The organism is Candidatus Tisiphia endosymbiont of Oplodontha viridula, from assembly GCF_964264865.1.
GTDB lineage: Bacteria > Pseudomonadota > Alphaproteobacteria > Rickettsiales > Rickettsiaceae > Tisiphia.
Genome location: NZ_OZ183486.1, coordinates 1,073,053 through 1,095,431, shown reverse-complemented (window position 1 = coordinate 1,095,431; position 22,379 = coordinate 1,073,053). Strand labels below are relative to the sequence as shown.

General features: G+C 31.5%; 21 protein-coding genes, 1 tRNA gene and 1 pseudogene. 11 read left to right on the top strand and 12 right to left on the bottom strand.

What is annotated here, in order from left to right; all coding sequences use genetic code 11:
* Positions 1–69 precede the first annotated feature (69 nt).
* The gene (locus ACFEL1_RS05320; protein WP_375330735.1) at positions 70–2,124 is read right to left on the bottom strand and encodes a hypothetical protein; all 2,055 of its coding nucleotides are present in this window, start codon (positions 2,122–2,124) and stop codon (positions 70–72) included.
* Between the two features lie 534 nt (positions 2,125–2,658).
* On the opposite strand from ACFEL1_RS05320, the gene ACFEL1_RS05315 reads away from it, so the two are divergent.
* The gene (locus ACFEL1_RS05315) at positions 2,659–2,820 is read left to right on the top strand and encodes a hypothetical protein (RefSeq protein ID WP_375330734.1); all 162 of its coding nucleotides are present in this window, start codon (positions 2,659–2,661) and stop codon (positions 2,818–2,820) included.
* Between the two features lie 188 nt (positions 2,821–3,008).
* Here ACFEL1_RS05315 and ACFEL1_RS05310 read toward each other — a convergent pair whose 3' ends face one another.
* Together ACFEL1_RS05310 and ACFEL1_RS05305 are read right to left on the bottom strand one after the other, a co-directional pair.
* Positions 3,009–3,506, bottom strand: coding sequence for an IS630 family transposase (locus ACFEL1_RS05310; RefSeq protein ID WP_375330733.1), 498 nt, complete (start codon positions 3,504–3,506; stop codon positions 3,009–3,011).
* A gap of 20 nt (positions 3,507–3,526) precedes the next feature.
* Positions 3,527–4,012, bottom strand: coding sequence for a helix-turn-helix domain-containing protein (locus ACFEL1_RS05305; RefSeq protein WP_375330732.1), 486 nt, complete (start codon positions 4,010–4,012; stop codon positions 3,527–3,529).
* Positions 4,013–4,734: 722 nt separating this feature from the next.
* Here ACFEL1_RS05305 and ACFEL1_RS05300 point away from each other — a divergent pair.
* On the top strand, positions 4,735–5,454 hold the full coding sequence (locus ACFEL1_RS05300; RefSeq protein ID WP_375330731.1) for a hypothetical protein: 720 nt from the start codon (positions 4,735–4,737) through the stop codon (positions 5,452–5,454).
* Positions 5,455–6,649: 1,195 nt separating this feature from the next.
* Here the strand turns inward: ACFEL1_RS05300 and ACFEL1_RS05295 are convergent.
* Entirely contained in the window at positions 6,650–7,426 is a 777-nt protein-coding gene (locus ACFEL1_RS05295; protein WP_410521701.1) for an autotransporter domain-containing protein, read from the bottom strand.
* A gap of 208 nt (positions 7,427–7,634) precedes the next feature.
* On the opposite strand from ACFEL1_RS05295, the gene ACFEL1_RS05290 reads away from it, so the two are divergent.
* Positions 7,635–8,135: a hypothetical protein gene (locus tag ACFEL1_RS05290; protein ID WP_375330730.1), complete on the top strand. Its 501-nt coding sequence runs from the start codon at positions 7,635–7,637 to the stop codon at positions 8,133–8,135.
* 6 nt (positions 8,136–8,141) lie between these two features.
* Here the strand turns inward: ACFEL1_RS05290 and ACFEL1_RS05285 are convergent, their stop codons facing one another.
* Together ACFEL1_RS05285 and ACFEL1_RS05280 are read right to left on the bottom strand one after the other, a co-directional pair.
* Positions 8,142–9,971 carry a hypothetical protein gene (locus ACFEL1_RS05285; RefSeq protein WP_375330729.1) on the bottom strand — a complete coding sequence of 610 codons (1,830 nt, stop codon included), beginning with the start codon at positions 9,969–9,971 and terminating at the stop codon, positions 8,142–8,144.
* 174 nt (positions 9,972–10,145) lie between these two features.
* Positions 10,146–10,340: a hypothetical protein gene (locus tag ACFEL1_RS05280; RefSeq protein ID WP_375330728.1), complete on the bottom strand. Its 195-nt coding sequence runs from the start codon at positions 10,338–10,340 to the stop codon at positions 10,146–10,148.
* 46 nt (positions 10,341–10,386) lie between these two features.
* On the opposite strand from ACFEL1_RS05280, the gene ACFEL1_RS05275 reads away from it, so the two are divergent.
* Positions 10,387–10,536: a guanosine polyphosphate pyrophosphohydrolase gene (locus ACFEL1_RS05275; RefSeq protein WP_375330727.1), complete on the top strand. Its 150-nt coding sequence runs from the start codon at positions 10,387–10,389 to the stop codon at positions 10,534–10,536.
* 134 nt (positions 10,537–10,670) lie between these two features.
* Positions 10,671–10,799 carry a hypothetical protein gene (locus ACFEL1_RS05270; RefSeq protein WP_375330726.1) on the top strand — a complete coding sequence of 43 codons (129 nt, stop codon included), beginning with the start codon at positions 10,671–10,673 and terminating at the stop codon, positions 10,797–10,799.
* On the opposite strand, the pseudogene ACFEL1_RS05265 reads toward ACFEL1_RS05270, so the two are convergent.
* Positions 10,789–11,217: pseudogene (locus ACFEL1_RS05265) on the bottom strand (hypothetical protein); the annotation flags it as partial. The gene ACFEL1_RS05270 and the pseudogene ACFEL1_RS05265 overlap by 11 nt on opposite strands.
* 297 nt (positions 11,218–11,514) lie before the next feature.
* Here ACFEL1_RS05265 and ACFEL1_RS05260 point away from each other — a divergent pair.
* Complete coding sequence (locus tag ACFEL1_RS05260; protein WP_375330724.1) at positions 11,515–11,736, top strand: hypothetical protein; 222 nt, start codon at positions 11,515–11,517, stop codon at positions 11,734–11,736.
* An 86-nt stretch (positions 11,737–11,822) separates the two neighbouring features.
* Here ACFEL1_RS05260 and ACFEL1_RS05255 read toward each other — a convergent pair whose 3' ends face one another.
* Positions 11,823–11,966, bottom strand: a complete 144-nt coding sequence (locus ACFEL1_RS05255; RefSeq protein ID WP_375330723.1) for a hypothetical protein — start codon at positions 11,964–11,966, stop codon at positions 11,823–11,825.
* 468 nt (positions 11,967–12,434) lie between these two features.
* Positions 12,435–13,436 carry a hypothetical protein gene (locus tag ACFEL1_RS05250; protein ID WP_375330722.1) on the bottom strand — a complete coding sequence of 334 codons (1,002 nt, stop codon included), beginning with the start codon at positions 13,434–13,436 and terminating at the stop codon, positions 12,435–12,437.
* 460 nt (positions 13,437–13,896) lie between these two features.
* Between ACFEL1_RS05250 and ACFEL1_RS05245 the strand changes: the two genes are divergently transcribed.
* The 3 genes from ACFEL1_RS05245 to ACFEL1_RS05235 all read left to right on the top strand — a co-directional run bounded on the left by ACFEL1_RS05245 (position 13,897) and on the right by ACFEL1_RS05235 (position 16,842).
* Positions 13,897–14,559, top strand: a complete 663-nt coding sequence (locus ACFEL1_RS05245; protein WP_375330721.1) for a hypothetical protein — start codon at positions 13,897–13,899, stop codon at positions 14,557–14,559.
* Between the two features lie 63 nt (positions 14,560–14,622).
* Positions 14,623–15,684, top strand: coding sequence for a zinc-dependent alcohol dehydrogenase family protein (locus tag ACFEL1_RS05240; protein WP_375330720.1), 1,062 nt, complete (start codon positions 14,623–14,625; stop codon positions 15,682–15,684).
* A gap of 270 nt (positions 15,685–15,954) precedes the next feature.
* Positions 15,955–16,842, top strand: a complete 888-nt coding sequence (locus tag ACFEL1_RS05235; protein WP_375330719.1) for a HEPN domain-containing protein — start codon at positions 15,955–15,957, stop codon at positions 16,840–16,842.
* An 80-nt stretch (positions 16,843–16,922) separates the two neighbouring features.
* Here ACFEL1_RS05235 and ACFEL1_RS08390 read toward each other — a convergent pair whose 3' ends face one another.
* Positions 16,923–17,069 (bottom strand): type II toxin-antitoxin system RelE family toxin, encoded by a 147-nt coding sequence (locus ACFEL1_RS08390; RefSeq protein ID WP_410521700.1) that lies wholly within the window; start codon positions 17,067–17,069, stop codon positions 16,923–16,925.
* Between the two features lie 388 nt (positions 17,070–17,457).
* Between ACFEL1_RS08390 and ACFEL1_RS05225 the strand changes: the two genes are divergently transcribed.
* Positions 17,458–19,710: a tetratricopeptide repeat protein gene (locus ACFEL1_RS05225; protein ID WP_375330718.1), complete on the top strand. Its 2,253-nt coding sequence runs from the start codon at positions 17,458–17,460 to the stop codon at positions 19,708–19,710.
* Between the two features lie 170 nt (positions 19,711–19,880).
* Here ACFEL1_RS05225 and ACFEL1_RS05220 read toward each other — a convergent pair whose 3' ends face one another.
* Positions 19,881–20,084 carry a hypothetical protein gene (locus ACFEL1_RS05220; RefSeq protein ID WP_341747850.1) on the bottom strand — a complete coding sequence of 68 codons (204 nt, stop codon included), beginning with the start codon at positions 20,082–20,084 and terminating at the stop codon, positions 19,881–19,883.
* A 477-nt stretch (positions 20,085–20,561) separates the two neighbouring features.
* On the opposite strand from ACFEL1_RS05220, the gene ACFEL1_RS05215 reads away from it, so the two are divergent.
* The gene (locus ACFEL1_RS05215) at positions 20,562–22,070 is read left to right on the top strand and encodes a recombinase family protein (RefSeq protein WP_375330717.1); all 1,509 of its coding nucleotides are present in this window, start codon (positions 20,562–20,564) and stop codon (positions 22,068–22,070) included.
* On the opposite strand, the gene ACFEL1_RS05210 is transcribed toward ACFEL1_RS05215, so the two are convergent.
* Positions 22,059–22,135 (bottom strand) — tRNA-Asp (locus ACFEL1_RS05210). The two genes, ACFEL1_RS05215 and ACFEL1_RS05210, sit on opposite strands and share 12 nt — an antisense overlap.
* Between the last annotated feature and the right edge of the window lie 244 nt (positions 22,136–22,379).

Sequence of the window (22,379 nt, the reverse complement as noted above, 5' to 3'; positions counted from 1 at the left end):
TTTGGGATTCTTTAACTTTCTAATATACTCTTTAATTAAGGTTTCACGACTTGTAACGATACCTAACCCTTAATCAAAACTGTCAATATAAAGATGTGCATTTTTAATGTCCTCAAGTCGAAGATTAGTGCCAAGCCCCTTATTCAAAGAATCTATGATTTCAACTAAATCAAAGTTGCTAGCCAAATTAAAATATATTGGAAGTGGATCACTAGGATTCCATTTGCCAACAGCTTCCATGAATTTTAATTGTAGAGTAATACTTTTACCTGAACCAGCAGTACCAAGCAATAACATCACTTCTTTTTGACCATTCCAAAAGTTATCAATTTCTATTGATAAATCTTTAGTGTCTAAATTAGCATATCTATAAGGATTAAGTTTAGTAGCATTAAACGGTATAAGTAACTCTTTAGTACTGGATATATCTTCGTTAATACTTATTGACGATTTGTTATTTTCAAGTCGCTCTTTGATTTTACTGATATAGTGGGTAAAAATAATATTTTTTTTATAATTGCCATCACCAATTTTTTTTACTCCTTTGATAGCGTCTTTAATTGAACTCCTATTTTCTGCTGTCTGTTGTATTAAGCTGTTAACTAAGACTTTAACTTGATCATGATCAATATCTGTGACTTTTGTAATATCCTCTATAATTCTGCCACAAGCAAATGACAAGGCTTTCTCAATATCAATAATTCCTTTGTCTTGTTGTAATTCTGGAGCACTAAACTCTTTTGTGTGTTGAAAAGAATATTTACGGATATTAAATTTTATTTTTTCTTCTTCTTTGTCAATTTTAACTATTCCACCAAGATCTATGATTGTCGCTTTCCTTGTATCTGTATTATAAAGGGTATTGTCTAGCTTTAGATCTGTCATTGCAACATTCTGCTCTAATAACTTTTGTGTTTTATCAAACACATCTAATAGATAAGGTTTTTGATATTCCCACTTTTGATAGTTTGGATTTGCAAACACTTTTGTAGCTGTATTTTGTGGTAATACTTCCATCATCAAATAGCCTTTACGATGATTTTCCCCTGCATCTCTATCAGTAACTAACGCCATATCAAAAACACCTAGTGCATATATTATATCTGCTACATCATTGGTAAAGTAATCTCTAAGGGTTGTATCAATAATTTGTTCATAAGATGGCTCTGGATAGTTAATACTTTTAGTTTTTTTGATACAAATTAAATCACTAGGCTTGGATTTAGCGTCAAATAAGCTTAAGGCAAACCTTACTGTACCAAAACCGCCTTTACCAATAGTAATCTGTTGTTTCTCTCCTTGTAACTTATCTTTTAGGTAATCAGTGCTAGCAACTTCTTTAATAACTTTCTCATTACTATTCAGGTTATTTAACAGCAAATACATACCACCATCTTCACCCACAATCACTGTACTAGGTAAATTAAACTCCACTTTATCAAATCTGCTAGTTAAAATTGCTTCCTGCAGTTGATTAAATTTATTCTGATCACTAAAATGATCTTTTAGTGTTTTTAGTGCATCAGTAGTTAGCTTGATACTATCAACAGCAATGTTTTGGTCTTTCCATAAAAGAAACTCAATTGCTTTTTCTATTTCGGCTTTAATTGGCTTAAATAAATCTTCTAGTTGAAAAATATCTATCGTATCTTCTTCAAACAAGATATCTCTTACTTCAAGCATTTTCTTAGTTATTCGCCAGTCTATTTGGTCATTTCCATTCTCAAATAGCAATTTCTTCACTAGCGTAGTTATACCACTTGTAAATATACTATGTTCTGACTTTTTTATAGATTCTTCTTCAACTTTGCATGATACATCAAAATAACGTACCCATGGTTTATATAATTCGTCTCCCTGAAAAGCCTTATGCAACTGTTCCATGATCTTATTTGAAGCAGATATATATTCCTCAACTTCAGGACTCTTTAAGTCATTTAGGTATTTTATTGCTAATTTCAGTTTTTCATGCTTATCTTCGGTTTTATTACTTAGTACTTTTTCAAGTTGGTTAAATTTGTATTCATTACTTACATCTTTTGAACCTAATATTAGTTTTACTTCCTCTATTGTTTTCCCTCCTACTAGTACTGGAACACCTTCTTGCATTAGATTCTTAGACATAATTTAATTCTCTGACTATAGTCATTAATAGTTAATTTATATAAAAACCTTTACTTTTTTATTAATATAAAAACAGTATTTTACATGATTGTCTATAATTAATTTTAATAAAGTAATTAATTTTTATTAATTGTGACTTTTTTTACACCTTAAATAGACTTACCAAAAAGATACCTCCTATTCTTTAGATATACATCCTTCTTTTTGATACTGATTATCTTTCAAAATAGAATTAACATGGTATCATGGTATAATTTAGTATTAGGTCTATCATTAGTTGGAATTAAATTATTAATTCTATTTTGAAAGATAATTAGTATGAGAGACTTAAGCAAAAGGCAAAGCTTAGAGAGCAAGAGGAAGCTAAGGCAATAGAAGAAGCAGCTAAATTAAAAGCCATAGAAGAGGCAAAAGTAAAAGAATATGTCCCAGAGATACCTGTTGTGAAATTATTTGAGGTAGCAGATGGGGATAATCAGTTTGATAATGATGATCAGGATACTTTATTTGGCGACTCATCTTCGAGACGAAAAAGTGCTTGAAACGTCTAAAGAATCAGGTTCGCAGTGGTTTTGGTATGAAGTTTGTAGTCATGTAAACATCACTTTTCTACTTGACATACTAAAAATTAGTCAACATAATGCTTCTTATGTGTATTACCATTGTTTTGTTTCAAATAAAAACTCTTGTCATTAAAGTACACTTTTATCAGTATTTCTTTATTATAAAATTCCACAGGTGAAAAAATGTAGTCAGTAACGAGAATTTAATTCTACACTCCACTCGTCGCATAATACTCACGTTCTATAGCATAATTTCTGCTCATATTTATCTCGAAGATGAGTGGCGACTTAAAATATGATTTGTAATACTAATTCCCTAATTTAATTTAGCAAATAATTCATACAACAAATCGATTTAATTAGTGAGGCATTTAAATTTTTAAGGCAGGAACATACTACTATTTCTAGTTGTTCGATTGTGTCATATACTTTATTCTTTATAGTATTAGACTTTAAATATTGCCACAATTTCTCTGTCGGATTCAATTCAGGAGAATATGGGGGTAAATAAAGAATTTCTATATTTGTTGCAATAATTAGCTCTTTAGCTTTGTGCCATCCAGCACAATCCATAACAATAATCGCTTTTTGTTCTCCTATCTGTTTAGACATCTCTGCCAAAAATATATTTAAACAAACGGTATTGACATTTGGCATCATTAAAGTAAAATCATCACCTGTGATTGGGTTAACCGCACTATAAACATAGAAATTTTGAAAGCCCATTTTGGCTTTAACTTGAGTTCTGCTACCTTTATGAAACCAACCATAACCTAATTTAGAATGAGTCCCAAAACGTGATTCATCAAAGAAATACAAGTAACTGCTAGGGTTATTTGTTATTGTTTCTTGAAGTTTTTTTTAAACCCTTCATGAGTTTCTTTATTCTGTTTGTAATGCACTGGTCTTGGGGTAATGTATGCAAATTTAAGTTTCTGTAATACTCTATGTACAGCCGATTTACTAGAATCAATCTCCAAATTTTCTTTAAGTTTTATGATGATATTTTTTATTGTCATGTTACAATCGTCTTGTAACCATTTATTTATTGCTTCACAACAATTTTTTGTTAATTTACTTTTTCGTCCTCTACCTTGTTTATATTCAAGGCTTTTATCATTACCTTGAGCAAAGCTTTTTACCCAGTTCCTAAGCGTATTGGTTGTTATATTAAATACCTTACATACTATACCAACACCATTTTCTTTAGCAGCAATTATAGCCATAAGTCTAATAGCAACTCTATTATCTCGGTTCATGCTTGCAAGCTGCTCAATAGCACGTTGGTATAACTCTTCTGTTATTAATCTTTGATGACATCCCATTATATTCCTTTCCTTAATTTATTCATAAACTTGGAATATTATAACATAATCTCATCTTTTTTCTACTATTTATACTAATTTAAATTAGGGAATTGGTATAATGCTAAAAGATTGCAAAACAGTTTGCTGCACATATACGTTTTACCAAGTGCATTGGGTTTTTTAATTAATATCTATTAAATTGAAAGTAACCGTCTAGTAAAGGTGGTCTTATAAAAGAAGGAAGATGTAAGGTAAGTAAATATAATAACCTAATTGAGGAAATAGCTGATGATGGAATAAAAATGTTTTTTATTTAACTTATTCCGATGCTTATCTCAGCAATGGAGATTACAATAAAGCCTTGAATTATTGTAACAAGGCAAAACAACAAGCAGAAAAACTACATCTTGAACAAGAACTAAATCACATTCACCATAAGGAAAACACTATTAAAGCTTTATTACAGAAAAATTAATTAAATTTTACTATAACTATTTATCCCCTAACTATAACGATAATTTTACCCACTGTCTCCGTTTTACCGCTGATCTATCAAATTTCATAAAAAAACACCCTAGGTGCTAAAACTTCTCTGGACTCTGTTAGTGATAAGGATAATATATTAGTAGTGACCCACGTGGTGTGGTGTTCAAGTACCGAGGTTAGAGTAAAGAAACGGAAATTTTTTAGTTCTAACCTCAGTGTCTATTTTTTGTACTCAAAAAACAGGAGTTAATTCTATGTTTACCAATATTAAAAATCAACAAAATAATAATAAACAAGATAAATTAACAAGTGATATTTCTTTTGAACTAGAACAAGCTAAGCAAAAACTACAAGCTGATGAAAAATTGACCTATCTAAATCTTAGCAACCATGATATTGGTAGTAGTATCAAACTGCTTAACGAAGCTTTAAAAAATAGTGAAACGGTAACCTACTTAAATCTTCGTAATAGTAACATTGACGATGAAGGAGCAAAGATAGTTGCGAAGTTTTTGCAAAACAACAATATAGTAACCAAAATAGATTTAAGCAACAACAATATTAGCTGTGAAGGAGTAAGTCACCTTGTCCCAGTGTTAAAGAGTAATAATACTTTGGACGAAATGAACCTTGTACATAATTATATTAATGATCAAGGAGCAGACATACTAGCCAAATTTTTAGCAAATAATAGGACTCTCAAGCGAATACATCTCGATAATAATCATATTGGTCCTAGTGGGAGTTTTAAACTTTGTAAAGCTTTAGAACTTAATAGTACTCTAACCGAAATAACGCTTAATGGCACTTTGTTGTATCATAATGAGGCAGAGGAGCTTGTAAAAAGTTTAAAGAATAAAAAGATTGTCAGCAAAATAATGTTAAGTTTTTATGACCACGAAAAATATGATATGAATTCTAATTATCATAAACTATTAGAGTTATTAACCGAGACTTATAACTACATAGAATAAATATAAACTAGATATAGATTCCACTACTTTTTCAGTTAGTCTTGTATTGTTATTTTCCTGAAGACTAACTGAAATCTAAATTTATTGGTTTTATTACCGATCTTACTTACCTTAGCAAATTTCAGATAAAAAATCACCCACCAAAAGTAGTCTTTTACTAGTTCAATCTGCCTTTAAAGCAGTTTTATATTATTACAAGATCATTAAGTATTTCCAGTATATTTGTAATTTATACCTTTTCAAATTTTGTTTAGATTTATACCGTTCTTTTTTTACACCTAACTCATACTTTCTACCTACCCACCTATCCTACCTAAATAACCCACTTAAAGAGCATTCTGCTGCCTATATAAAGCTTACCAATAAAATAAACTATGTAGTTACAAGTTAGGTTTTAGCATTTGCTTTTGGAATTCCTCTACCCCGCACTTGGGCAAACTAGGTAAACCTAGTTTGCCTGCGCTCAAAGATTCAGTTTTTTTATACTGTACTTTGCATAATATCTAAACTACCTTAATGCTGATAACCAAGAAAATAATGCTTGATCTTTACTCCAATCAGAAAGATTACTTTCGATCAAATCTAGCTAAACATTTTCTATCGCCTTTCTATTAACTTCAGTATTTATCCTAGAATAAATTTTTGTACTTTTTAAATACTAATCATTTTAGAATATTATGCAAAGTAAAATGCCATAAAATTATTGTGTAATGACTCGCCCTTGGTTTTGATGTCTTATTTAGTAATTTTACGATGTGTCATAAAGGGTTCACTTGCGTTCGTCTTTCTAATACTTACCTCACCAGTTTATACTGATTTTTCCTCATATGCTCACGACCATTACTCTTAATAACAACCACCTGAGGTGGTTTGAAACCAGCTTCTAGCAGCTGATCCCGGCAGACCTACTGCCATCTCTTCCACAGCTTCGCTACGGCACACGTTAATTTTCATTACAATAGAGGGTCAAACTCTGCTTACAATTTACACAGGTCTTTCACCTGTAAGATTAATGCACCTTCTCTTGGCACACACACAATCAGTTGGACAGAGTCGGATATTATTAACCAATTTACCAGTTGACAATTATTTACACCATTACTGATCTCTCCACTTTCTAATTCTTCTGTTGAGCAAAAAACTAGTTCGAAATTTAATATTTTTCACGACTAATAAGATATAAGCAACCCCCGTCCTAAAAGGATATTTTTAATTTCACCACCCCTTTATGGCTAAAGTATTTATTATCAGAAATCAAATACTCATACATTGCGGCAATTTCTGTATATCTATGTTTTAGACTAATAACCCCACCAATTTTGTAACTATATTTAGCTGGTTTCACAAGTATCAATATCTCCTTTTTGTTGCTAAATAAGCTTGACATTATTTGCATACGAAGCTTTTGTTGTTTATTATATAAAAATTTTTCAGCTTCCATATGTAACTCAGGAATTATTTGGGTAGTATTATTAATCTTCACTGACTTAACTATTTCAAATCCTATAAGTCCAGAAGCTTTTTGATTATTAATAGTAGAGATTGATAAATTTTGTGTTTTAAAATTTACATCATGTCCAGTAACGTTATACCTTGCATATTTAAATCCAACAAGTGGGGTAATTAATACTTTATCAACTTGTGATTTATAAGCAATTATTAATTTGGCACTATGTGAAGCATTAGCAAACTTAGTTTTCACTTTCTGATTTTGTACTGGTAAGATTGTATAAACATTACCTGAAGCAAGAGAAAAGAATCCTTGTAATATTAATTTCTTAGACAGATTAGTTTGACCATATATAGATATTGCGTGAGTATGCACAGTAACTTTATTAATACTATTTTTATATTTAGAATTAGAGATCACATAATTATAAGCTCCTCCAATAATGTTACCATTTGGCAGTGCTATATCACCTCCAATAGTTGTAGCACTAGTGTTGCAAACATTCTCATTATATTGAGTTATACCAATAGCCCTACTAATCCATATACTTTTTACTCTATTATCTTTGTGATCACCGATAAAGTTTTTAAAGTGATTGAAATTTCTTAAAATAATTAATCTAAAATCAATAATGGAGTCTGCTAATTCATAAGATGAGTTGGTTATTTCATTTAACGTTAAAGTAAGTTTTTTTACTGTCTCTTTTTGTTTTTGTAATAGATCTATTATTTTGTCTTTGGAGTTAGTTGTTGAGATTATTGCTCTATTAGGTGCTGCTTCTCCCCCCGCTGCTGGTGCTACTACTATCTCTGCTGCCGGTGCTGCTTCTCCCCCCGCTGCTGGTGCTACTGCTACCTCTGCTGCCAGTGCTGCTTCTTCCCCCGCTGCTGGTGCTGCTACTATTTCCGCTATCGGTGCTGCTTCTCCCCCCGCTGCTGGTGCTACTACTATCTCTGCTGCCGGTGCTGCTTCTCCCCCCGCTGCTGGTGCTACTGCTACCTCTGCTGCCAGTGCTGCTTCTCCCCCCGCTGCTGGTGCTACTACTATCTCTGCTGTCGGTGCTGCTTCTCCCCCCGCTGCTGGTGCTACTACTATCTCTGCTGTCGGTGCTGCTTCTCCCCCCGCTGCTGGTGCTACTGCTACCTCTTCTGCCAGTGCTGCTTCCTTCCCCCGCTGCTGGTGCTGCTACTATTTCTGCTGCCGGTGCTGCTGGTACGACTGGTGTTGTTAAATTTTCTTATACTAAAAGCTCTCCTTCTACAATAATTTCTCTTTCTTCTATTGTGGGAGGAACTATCACTGTACGGACTATACTAGAATCTACTGAATATTCTCCTATTGGATGAGTTGTTGGTACTGGAATTTGCTCTTGTTTTGGTATAGTACTCCAATCCAATGATGACATTTCTTGTTTTATAGTATCTATTTGTATTGATGTTTCCTTTAACGAGACTTCATGTTTAATACTATCTGTCTGCCTTGACATTTCATGAGTATGTGGTAAGGTGTCTGAGTCTGATGATAAATGACTGCTATCTTTAGGAAAGGTTTCTGATTTAGTTGCTATTTCAGATATTGGAAGTTTTGTTATATCACAACCACGTATCGGTTCAGTATTTTTTTTAACTACTGACTCACTGAAGATATTACTAGGACTTAATAATGAGCGACTATTATCATATTGTTCTAAGGAAACTTTATTGATATCATTGGTACTATTTCCCTCATTACATGGTTCTTTAATGTTACTTGATCCCTGGGCAAGAGTATTTTCTGTTTTTAATGAAGAGCTAATTGCTGTCAGCTTATAATATGGACTATGCATTTCGTATCTTGCACGAGTATTTTCGAATTCTGCTATCTGTTCCCCCTTCAATAACTCAGAAGATTTAGAGAAATCTTTTGACATTTCATGAGTATGTGGTAAGGTGTCTGAGTCTGATGATAAATGACTACTATCTTTAGGAAAGGTTTCTGATTTAGTTGCTATTTCAGATATTGGAAATTTGACTATATTGGAATCATGTACCTGTGTATATTCAGTGTATTGACTAGTTGTGGGGCAACTTGCAATGCTGCTAAACCCTAATGATGGTTTACCCTTTCTGTCATTAGACCTCTTGTGTAATTCTACTTCTGCTGGTAATTTGTGCATCGGTTCGCTGCTCGAATCCTCATATACATTTTTCGTACTACTTTCGGTTTTGCACTCCGTGTTTCCTACAAATTCTCTAACAGAAGCGGATTTCACAAGAGGTCTATTATCTTTATCATTATCGAGTGGGTACGATACAAGACTACTGAGATCATTATCAGTATCATCTTCATGAAAAGATTCACTAGCAATTTTCTCATTTGCTTGAGAGTCTTGTAGAATAGAATTAGGGTAATGCTTAAGACGATCATGTAGACGCTCTAGATATTGGATTTTACCTTTGATTTTGCGAATACCTTCAGATTCTAATTGTGTAGTAGAACTTTTTCTTACAAATCTAGATTCTTCTTTTATTCTTTCTTCTAACTTTTTATCCATTTCCTGACAACTCATATTAGATATATCTAGATTTAGAGCTTCACCAATTTCCTTAAAAAATAAATTCTTAGATTTTTGTGTAGTAGTACTGGTAAGGTTGGAACGTGATGGCTTAGATTGAGAGTTATTATACTGTTTTCTATGGATTTTAGATGCTTGTGGAATAGTCACGTGATGAAACCTAGAACGATCCCAATCTAACTGTATCTCTCTGCATTTATCTTTTAATTGTGGAAAATTTGGTACATTATAATTTTGTTTTATTAATGCACTGCTGTTGTGTATTTCTACGTCTAATTCTTGCGTTATCTCTTGGGGAGTCATAAATCTTATTTGAGGTTTATTTAGTTTATTAGCAATATCATCATAAAATAGGTCAATATTTTGGATTGGCTTTAACTTACCTGGAGGATTATCGTCTCCTAATGCTACAAAAATGCAGAGTGTACTCACCAGTGGTATATAAATACAAATTAACGAGAAACAGTTTAGTATCGTATCTACTCCTATAAATAATTTGTATAATATTTTCATATTAATTTTACCTTTATTTGTTACATATTCACTTTTCAGTTCATTTTCGTAAACTATAACGTAAACAATACTTATTCAAACTAATACAAACAAAACCTACTGTCCTCTCATTTCATATTTCATAATTTGTATTATAAATGTTAAATTCCACTAACTTATACAACAGGACTATTATTACTCAGTAGATTCAACCGTGGAATAACAGCCAATTAATGGCATAATTTCTTCTTTTTGTATATTAAATAAATCTTCAATTGTTTGCTTAACCTCGATACTATTTGCGACATTAGCTCCTATTTCTTTTAAGGCTCTGAGATTTGCAGAATTGGCATTGTCTAAAGAGTTATATTGTGGTAGAATAGATATCATTATTTCATATATTTGATCTGATGTAAATATTAAGGTATTTGTAAAGATGAAAGATATTAATAACTGGCAATCAAAATTTGCACCTTGTGAATATTATTACAGGTTGATGGTGAAACTCCATCAAATGAATCATGGAGTAAATATGCCAATAGATTTTGACGAAGTAAAGAAGGCTGTTTACTATGCCAAGAAATAATGGAAATAAGCTTTACCGAAAAAAAGTTATTATTGAATATGACAATTTCCCTTTAAACGAAGAAAGAATGGTTGATATATACTGCTCGTAAATGAAGAGTTGAATGAAGAGAAGAAAGAAGCTAGAATATGATAATGGGAAATATGTTAACATCTGAACAAAGAACGGCACTGAAGTCACGTCATGGTAATGAACGAGATAAGAGAGTATGTGACCGAATTAAGGCAGTTTTATTGTATGATAAAATGCCAATTAAGAGCTAAATTTTTGAGATAGCAAAAAGAAAGCCGAGGATAATTTTCCAAATACATGAACCATTAGCCCATTATACGATCTAACTTTACTGACCAGTTGGATCTTTGTTTTTTCTTCAAGCCAGTTAAAAAGCGACTCTATTGGTTGACGTATTCTTGAAACTGCAGTTGAAAATAGTTGGTCAGCTGCCGATAAGCTCTTGACCTTTTTTACTGGTGTATATAGAGTTAAATTACCAGTTTTAAGTTCCGCTTTATCTTGGGTTTGGTAGGCTTTATCTGCAAAAATATTAATTTTCTGATCCTGCAAAATGGGTAATATACATTCGTACGCTTTCAAGTCAGCCATACCCGCTTCTGTTAATCCAACATAACTTGGAATAGGCAGAGAACCTTGCTTATAGCCAGCTAAAATATGCAACTTAACACCATAGTAATGTGGTTTTTAGTTGCACAATAACCATTAGCCGTGGCAATTTTTGGAGCTACTTTTGCATTAAATCTTCTCCCACGATGTGCTAAAATTACCGACACAGAATCGATCAATTGGCATATTTTTTGACTTTCATGTACCGGAATTTGGTCCCAAAGATTTATACTCAATTAACCTGAAGAGTTGGCAAAATGATAAAAAGTTATAGTATGAAATTGGTCATACTAATTATCTTTCAATATAGAATGAAAAAGGTATAATTTAAGTTATAGAATAAAAATAAAAAAGCTAATGTCAGGTTATCAATATGTTTATCCATCAGAAACAGTTTGTCGGATGGAATTTTTGTTAAAATCAGCCCTAGATATAATAGCATTTCGTAAGATTCAATGTATTTATTTACGTGCCAAGTTTTCATATTTACCTAAGCAGATTTTTGAAATTACCGGTTTGAGTATTAGTCGAGTTAGGCAAATTCATACAGTTATTACAAACTCGGAGAATCAGTATTAAAAGAAACTAAAAGAGGTGGTAGGAAGCAAGTCCTCAAATTATTAAGTCTATCACTAGTTGGAACTGGATTATTAATCCTATTAATTCTATATTGAAAGATAATTAGTATCAGTTATAAGAGTAAGCAAATTACCTTTGTATTTATCAATATTAGCAAAAAATCTATCTATAGCTTCTGAGAATTGAGCAAAATTATGGTAAAATTTATTATTTGTTACAATTCTATGCATAAATTTCCATAATCGTTCAATCGGATTAAGATTAGGGCTATAGGGAGGTGAAAATACTAATTCTATTTACTAGATACTCCTTTACTTTCTTTGACTTATGATACCCAGCATTATCACAAATCAAATATATCTTCTCTTTATATTTACAACAAGTCATAAAATATTTAGATGCCATTATTGCTAATAATAAAGTGATACTTGATGCTTTAAGTGGTAAATTTTAATAAAATTATTTACCCTTATTTTTTAAAGATTGTAGCTATTTGAGGTAATGAAATAAAAAATTTGAATGTGTAGCGACTTAATATTTCTGATTAATGTTGCCACACATTAAATCTTAATTAGCTAAATTAGGTGTTTAATTTAATAATAATTCTATTGTCTCCAGTTTAGCATTATTATAACAAATTTTACCAAAAAATCATTGATAGAGGAAAACCTCTATACTTTTGGGAGTTAGCTAGTTTATCATTTTTTAAAGCCATTGCCACCCATCTTACTTGCCCACCACAATAGGGACGAAGCTAGCAGCAATGTTAATAAGAACAGATTACCAAATATCACCTCGAGTCCAAATTTTACAATAACTTCAATTAATCCGCCTTTACCTGCAGCAATTATATATTCATTAATTTCTCGCTGCTTTTTCCTCTCTAAAATATCTTCTACTAGTGCTTCGGTAAAATTAGGGTCATATTTTAAACTTGAGTCACCATATTTTTGCTCAAACTCTTCCTTGGTTAATTTATTATTATAACTTTTAAAATATTCAGCAATATCCTGCAGTTCAGGATCAATAATATCTTGTGGGTCAAAAGCTCGCCATAAAGTTGATAGGCTTGGACTATCTGCATAAGCTTGCCTAGCAGATGCCCGCCAAACATCTAATTTACTACTACCTAACAAATCAACGATACTTTTATTAAATCTACGCTCCGGTAATAAGGTAGAATAGTAACGCGGGTGAATTGGTTCGTTATTTGACCGATAATGTGAGTATACTTCCTCATTTTGAAGCTTTATTTCTTGAGGATAAGTTTTTCTGAATACTTTCTCTCTTAATAACTCCTTTTTTAATCCAAGACTTTGTTCTTTGGTATTAGGATACTCATTTAATGATTGATTCAATTCTTGAAATGGACGCATTACTATGTGTAATTTTTGCTGAGTACTTGCTGAATTCTGGATTGGAGAATATAACTCTAGCATTGATCCCATAGTGAGTTTTAATGATGGGCTTTTATTCTCATATGCCCCTAACTCAATTGTAAAGTATGAATCATTGCTAGATTGATTTATATTTAGAATAATAGTTATATTAGTACTTGTATTAGGACTTATCACTTTTGGTAGTAATATAGATTTACCAGTTTTGGCACTCGGTAGGTTACTACCCTCAGCCTTACAGGTACTAATTAATATTAATTGTGCTAATAAAATATTTAATAATGATATTATCCTTGAGTTCATTGTAATTTCCTCATTGATGAATTAAGACTTTATAAATAACCTAGGGAAGTTTTAGGCTATCTGTGATAGTATCTCTTATTTCATCAAGATTTTTAATCACTTTTTATAAGTAATTCTTAGTTAGTCCAGCAATGCTAAATTGAATTGATATCAAAGGAATATGTTGGTAAATACAGAGAGTACATCCCATTCTTTCAATACTTCCTTGATTTTAATAGCCAAATTATGTGCTTATTTAATAATTTTGACCACTGTCTCTAGTTCAACACTATTATAATAAATTTTATAAGAAAATCACTAATTGTGAGCAAAAAGGTGTACTTCTCGGATTAATAAAGATATGTGTGAAGATGATACTACGTGGTGTGGTGTTAAGCACCGAGGTTAGAAGCAATAATCACAAAATTTTTAAATCTAACCTCAGTGTCTATTTTCCTAACGAACAATAGGGGTTAATTGTATGACGAGCGATGTCAGAAATCAACAACAAAATGATTCACAACAAAATAATTTAACAAATGAAAAAATAAATAATATCACTAACATTGCTGCACAAATACTTAGAGAAGTTTTGCAGAGCAATAATATAACTTATATAGAACTTATCGACGTTCGTATAGGTTTAGAAGGAATTGAAATAGTTGGCAAAATTTTAGAACATAATAAGCTTATAACCGCAATACGTCTTTGCGACAACGATATTGACCTTGAGGGACTAAGTCTGCTTATCGAACTGTTAGAGAATAATCATAGTTTGATTAATATAGATATTGAATATAATAATATCGGGGTTCAAGGACTAATTATACTAGATGAATTTCTAGAAAATAATAAAACCATAAAGCAAATAAGTCTTAGAGGCAATGATATTGGTGATGAGGGAGCAGATATACTGGCAGGAGTTCTAACAAATAATGAAATTGTAAAGCAAGTGGATATTGGTAGCAATAATATTACTGACAATGGAGCAATAGCACTGATAGGACTTCTAGAGTCTAATAATAAAATTACAAGCAAAATAATAATAGATTTCACAGATTTTGACAATGAAAATATTAGTTATCAAGTAGAAGAGCTGTTAACTGAGACTCTAGAAAGCCACAACAAAAAACAGGGGGTATAATTTTAAAAATATTCATCTTTTAAAATTTAGAGATTAAATAGAAAATAGAGTGAGAAATTGACTATGAAGAATTTTAACCTACCCCAAGCCTATAAAGCAGTCATGTATAATTTGTTTGGTAATCCGTCTGAGGTATTAAAAACTGTTAGATTAGAAATACCAACACTTCAGGATAATGAAATATTAGTTCAAATGCATGCATGTGCTATTAATCCTTCGGACTTACTAACTATTAGAGGAAGATATCCTGACAGAGTAGAGTTCCCTAAAATAGCTGGTTTTGAAGGAGTTGGAACTGTTTGTGTTGCTGGTAATGCTAATAATAATCACCTAATTGGTAAAAGGATACTGGCATTAAAAGGAAAAGGTACTTGGCAAGAATATAACATTATTCCAGCTCAAGAAGCTGTTTTAATACCTGATGAAATTGATAATCGAACAGCAGCACAATTATATATTAACCCTCTTACTTGCTGGTTAATATTAGTTGATAAATTAAAAATTGATAAAAGTGACACTCTTGTAATAAATGCTGGAAATTCAATTTGTGGACATATTATTGCTGGTTTTTCTAAAAGCTTGGGTTTTGATTTGATTTCAATTGTAAGGAGTGTTGAGAATAAAGTTAAACTGGAACAACTTGGTTTGAAGAAAGTGATTAACTCAAACGAAGAAGATATTACTAAGGCTATTTTAAAATTTACAAATAACAAAGGGGTTGATTATGCTTTAGATGCAATTGGTGGTGATGCAGGAGCAACACTGTTAAAAGCAGTTAATCCTGGTGGTAAATTTTTGCAATATGGTTTAATGTCTGGGCAACAACTTCCAGCCTTTTTCTTTACTGACGCAATGGAGAAAAATGTACAATTTGAATTTTATCATTTACGAGATTGGGTGTATAGTGAACCAGTAAGCTATAGACAGCAAATATTTAAACAAATGATAGAGAGTTTTGTTATGGCAGATATAAAAATGCCTATAGATACTGAGTACAATATAGATCAAATTGCAGAAGCTGTTACTATTGCAGAATCCGAGGGAAGAAATGGTAAAATCCTACTTAATTTTGAGCTTAATACAAGTAGCGATACCGCAGAAAAATGCATGTACTATTGTTGGTGAGAACTATGAAGTATATGATTCATAAGGGAGTTTGGGCTTGTGTAATTCATAGACCTTGTTACAAATAGTAAATAATATTGATGCAATTAAAAAGGTATCTATTACACTAGAAAAGAGCATGTTTTGCTTGCAACAATATCACGGTACTCAAATGAAATCTTAAATGTTATAGAAAAGATTTCTTGTATATAGGTGAATTTGCAAAATTCTTTTTGCAATATCTATGCCGATTGTAGTAATCTACATTATAGATAGCTGCATTACAAATATATGAAAACTGTTTTACCTGAACGCTCCCTGATAATTCAAGAAAGACTTGATAATATCGTCAAAGAAATTCTCGCTGTATCAAAGCATAAGATTGCGATGATTATTTTATTTGGCTCTTACGCTAGAGGTGATTGGGTACAAGATGAGTATAAAAAAGGTCATATTACCTATAGCTATCAAAGTGATCTCGATATTATGTTAGTCATGAAGAAAGGCAAACATGCCGGTCTTGCCGGGTTAGCAATAGAAGATAAAATAGAAAAAAGGTTAGAAAAAAAATCATTAAGAAGTCCTTTTGAGTTATGGGTAACTTTGGTGCTAGAATCAATTAAGACGGTAAATACTCAGCTTGAAAAAGGGCATTATTTCTTTTCTGATATAAAAAAAGAAGGAATTCTCTTATATGATAGCGGTGAATTTCAGCTGGCGGAAGCTAAAAACTTACCCTGGGGAGAAAGAAGACAAATAGCTAAAGAAGATTATGAATACTGGTTTGCAAAAGGAGCAGAGTTTTTTTTAGAATGTGGATATCCTTTAGAAAGAGGTAATTATCCATTTTCAGCATTTTTACTTCATCAAGCTACCGAAAGTTTTTATAATGCTATCCTATTAGTTTTTTCCGGTTATAAACCGAAACTACACGACATAAGAAAACTAGGTAGTATAGCCGGAAATTACAATGAAGAATTATGGCAGATATTTCCTCATTCTAGCGTTGAGCAAAGGCAATGTTTTAGATTACTTGAACAGGCTTATGTTGAGGCTCGCTATAACAAAGATTATAGAATAACTAAAGAACAGCTACTTTACCTTATTGATAGAGTTAAAAAATTAAAAACAGTGACGGAAAAAATTTGCTTGGAAAGGATTAATAAAGAGATAATTTAAGCTCCTTAATATAGACAAAGTAAGTCTATAAGCACAATGACCTGTAAGTTTGAGGATATTGGGGTATAGTAGTTTTGTTGTTATGAATTATTATAACAATCTTTGCGGTGTTGAATTACTAGTATATTAATTGCTGTATCTACTATTTGATAAATCGCTCTATAATCACCAATTCTGAGGGAGCGGCAACCTTTGAAGCTATGTTTTAAAGGTTTACCAAATTTTATCGGATCAGATAATAGCTTTTTTTCAATGGTTATCTTTTAACTCCGATATTAATAAGTTTTACTGAGTGGATGTTTAATTTATCTGAGAGAAACGGTTATGATAAAACAGTTATCGCGGTAGCTAATAAGCTAGCAAGGGTGGTATTTGCAGTATAGGTAATAAAAGTTTAACAAATTCCAATCCGGAATATGCAAAAAATGATAATATTGATGGTAAATAAGACGAACCTTAGCTTATGAAAAAACTGAATGTAGCAATGGCTCTTTAGAAGTCGATGGTATGATAAGTATAAGTTTGTAAGCCAGCGAATTCCATCAGGGCTATAGGGTAAATTGCTTGATTTCTTGTCTATAAGCCGGATAATTTATTTTTCAACAGTTTCATTATATGAAAAATTTTTTACTATCAATCATATTATTAATCATTAATACTAGAACTTTTGCTCAAGAACAAGTATCTAATTTAATCACCCCAGTTAGTTATTTTGTCAATCATGAGCAACAACTTAAAATTCTTGATGAATATTTAAGTAAATATAGACAAGCAAGTATAGTGGGTACTAGCGGTATAGGTAAAACTCAACTGATTAGGATGTATGGTTATGAGAATAAAAATAATTATGATCTAATTTGGTTTTTTGATTGTAACTTAGATATTAATGAACAATTTGTAAAATTAGCTAAACAACTTAATAAGGTTAAACAAACTAGTATATCTGAAGAAGTTGCTTTAGCAAAAAAAGAAGTAATATCATATTTAACTACTACTACTACTAAATGGTTATTGGTGTTCGATAATTTAAAAGTTAATGAAAATAAAAAAGTACAGGATTTAATTGATTGGGAACATAATGGTCATGTCGCGTTTTGTTCGCAAGATAATGAAAAGTTACCTAATGTTATAGCAATGACCCTACTTGATAGGTCTACTATTATAGCTTTAGCTAATAACTTATTGGATAATAAGGATAACAATAATATCAAATTTTTAACGCAATCTTTTAGTGGTTATCCAATATTGATAGTGCAAGGAACTCAATTGCTTAACAAAATTAAAGGTTTAGATAAAGAGGAGTATAAAAAGAGAATTTATCAATCAACTGATAAAATAGCAACAAATATTAATATGGTTATTCAACAATTAAAACCAAGTGCAATAAAGTTGCTAAATAAAATAGCTGTATTAAATAATCAAACCTTCTCAAAACAGCTTCTTACCACCATTACTGATCATAAAGATAGTTTAGATGATGATATATATCAATTATCTAAATTTATGCTAATCAGTAATATTAGTCCTAGCGAAGATAACCCTATTTTTGAAATGCATGATATAGTTAGCAATAAAATAATGGAACTAAATGGTGATAATAATAAAATATATTTAGAAAATATTATTGCCAAAATACCTAAAGCAAAAGGAACTTACTCCGGACATTTGTGGAGAACTGCCCAAACTATACCAGAGAATTTAGAAATTATTCTAAAAAATTCTGAAGAGTATAATATTAACATATATGCGATCATGATTTTAAGAAGTGAGTTATTTTCTCTATATGTAAATCTTCATAATAATAAAGCACAACAAATGGCTGATTGGTTTAGTAAGAAAGATAAGAACGAAGAATTTAAATTGTGGCAAATGTCTGAAAATCAAAAGTTTTATTACGCTAGATATTTAGGAGTAATGGGAACATATCATAAAAAAATATTAAAAAATTTTGAACAATCGATTCCTTATTGTACTAAAGCATTAACAATTTTAGATAAACTTGATGATGAAGCTAATTATGGTCTTAAATTTAATTTAATATCCCATATATATGACTCTTATGTGTTTTTAGGTAAAACACAGTTTGCTGAAGAATTGCTTGCGAAGATGGCAAAATTAGTAGAACACGGAGTAATACAAGAAGCTGATATGTCTCTAATATATTCCTCGAAAAGTGTGTTATGTGAGATGCAAGGAAAATATCATGAGGCTTTAGAATATGTAGATAAAATTATTGAGCTGTTTATAAAAAATGGCTCGCATATTCATGACCTATATTTTACTGGAACTTATATATCTAGAGCAAAGATGTTGAGTTTTCTTGGTAGATATCAAGAAGCTTATACTCAAGCTCAACAGGTATATAACATATATAAGCCTATCAAGAATGAAGATAATGAAATATTTGCAAATATTTATACGGAAATGGCAAGAAGTATATTAGATTTAAATAAAGTAGAACAAGCTTATGAATATATTAAAAAAGCTATTTCCATATTTTTAGCAAGTGAAAATAGTAATTCGAAGCAAACAACAAATTATTCTAATAATCCCGACTTGGCATCTAGTTATATAGTACAAGGTGATATTCTATTTACCCAAAATAGGCTAAAGCAGGCCATAGAATCTTATAAAAAAGCATTTGTTATATACCATTATTTATATGGAGATAGAAGTAAAAATATTGCTCAAGTAAGTACGTTATACAAGAAAGGAGCAAAAGCTGCCTGTAAAAGCAAAGATTTATATAATTATAAATTTTTTGGCAAGCCACAAATTAAAGAGTTTGGCATACACCACCCTAACACAGTAGATATGTTTGAATATTGTAAACAATATAACATGGATATATGGGTCAAGAACAATTAAGCATTAAGGTTCTTCTAGGAAACAAATCAATCAATCTGCTAAATTTTCACATTTTTAGCAAAGTATATCCTAGATTTTTTGCTTGTTTCTCTAAATTAAAGATTTAACTGGTGTAGAAAGCTTAGGGATATCTTTGTATATAACTTGATCTGAATAGAGAAGATTATACATTATTTCCAAGTGTCCGTATGACTAATCCATTCCTTAGTATTACCTATCCTTTCATCTGCTAATTTAGCTAATATTTTGTCCTCTTGAAGTTCTAGACTAGTTATAATAAGACCTTTTGCTACTTTAGATAGGGATTCATACATTATTTTTAACGTTCTATAACTTGCCTCAAATACAAAATCTCTTTTACCTAATATGAACATATATGTTAAGTGCTATAATAATCGTTTAGCTGCCATAAGATTTATTTGTTATAACTCAATTGTATCATATCTGATGCAGAATATCAATAAAGTGATCGATGTAAACAGTGGTATTCAGTTAAGTTTTTAACTTATCTATTTTAAAGCAAACCCATGTAAATAAAAAAGCCCATATTTAGACTTAGAGCATAATAATTCAAAAAACTAGGTCCCTCTCTACCATAATGATACTAAAAAACCGTGTAATAGCCTTAAAATAATAAATAGGGGTATCTATGATAAACCACTTGCTAAAATTACTCCTGCTACGACTTAAAACAATTATTTTTACAATAACCAAAAATTATTAATGCTAAAAAAATGTGACACTTGGCTCTAATACTGAGGTTACTTGGATAATTTAATGCAAACTCAACTTGACTCGTCCAGTATTTAATCTATCTCTGAATGCATAATACTTTTATCAAAGGGAAAAATATGACAGACAAAGCAACAAAATCAATAATTTTAGTTCGTGTTTCAACAAGGGAGCAAGAAGAAGGGTATTCAATTGAAGCTCAAAAATATAGATTAGTAGAATATTGCCAACGTAAAAATCTTGAAGTTATCGAAACTTTTGAAATTATCGAATCTTCAAGCAGAGGTGATCGCAAACAATTTAAAGAGATGATCAAATTTGCTAAAAGCCATAGAGAAACAATTGCTATAGTTGCTGATAAAGTAGATCGAGTACAAAGAAGAATCTCAGAAATTTCATTACTAGAAGAACCAATAAAAGCTGGTAAGATAGAATTACATTTTAGAACAGAAGGTTACATAATAGATAAAGATTCTCAGTCTCATGCAAAGCTAATGTGGGGAATGAACGTATTGATGGCACAATCTTACGTTGATAGTTTAAGTGATAACGTTAAAAGAAGCCTAGATCATAAATTGCGTAAAGGAGAGTGGATAGGACCAGCCCCTCTTGGTTATCTAAATAGTCGAGATGAAAGAGGAAACAGTATAGTAATTCTCGATCCTGTAAGAGGTTCTATCATAAAAAAACTCTTTGAAGAATATGCAACAGGAATGTATACTCTTAATTATTTGACTGAAAAAGCTAAGGAGCTTGGTCTTAGAAGCAAAAACAATTGCTACGTCAATAAAACAGTAGTGCATCGCATGATCCAACAACCATTTTATTACGGTGAAATGAGAGTAAAAGGAGAGGTGTGGTCACATGGTTACCAAGCAATTATAACAAAAGAGACTTTTATGGCATGTAAAGATGTACGTTTAGGGTGGAAGAAGAAGCCTTTTAAATATGGTGGTAAGGATTTTCTTTTTAGAGGATTAATCACCTGTGCAGTAACTGGTAAAGTTGTAACAGCTGAAACTCACAGCAAAACATATTCAGATGGCAAAGTGGACGAATGGACTTATTTAGGTACATGGGATCCAAAGAATCCAAACAAAAAGATTTATGTAAGAGAAGATGAGGTTTTAAAGCAGGTAGAAGAGGTTTTTAAAAGAATAGGTATAAGAGACCCAGAAATGCTAAAAGAGACTCTAGCCTATTTAAAAAACACTAATGAGCTAAAGAAAGATGAGCATGGGCAAGCAACAGCTGCTTTAAAGAAAGAACATACCGAAAATGAGAATAGATTAAATTCATTAATAGATTTGCGACTCAATGGAGAACTTAGTACAGAAGAATTTCAAAGAAAAAAACAACAATTAAAAGATCGCCAATATGAAATTGCTCGTTTAATTAAAGTTTATGAGGAAGCAGACGATAAATTTACTGATACCGCTACAACGCTAATAACTCTAGCATCTGAAGCCTATGAAACTTTTAAAGGTTCTGAAATGCCCCAAAAACGCAAAATGATAAATTTCGTATTTCAGAACCTCAAACTAAGGGGCAAAAAACTTGAGACCTCTCTACGTTTCCCGTTCGATATTTTTGAAAAAACGACAACTTGTACCGAATGGCGGGAGTGACGGGACTCGAACCCGCGACCTTCTGCGTGACAGGCAGACGCTCTAACCAACTGAGCTACACCCCCTTTATCAGGCTTACTATGATATACTACTCGTAAATGAAGAGTTGATAGACGAAGATCAAAATTATAAAGTGCTGAAGGATCGAGGTGCTAGGCGTACATTTAGTACGTGAACACCGAAGATACCTGAAGACGACAACGCAATTCTTGATTTTCATCGAGTATATATAGGTAAGCCGTAATATATATAAAGTCAACTCCCCTGTCAAGAACTCATCAGTAACTAATTTAACTTGATTTCTTATAT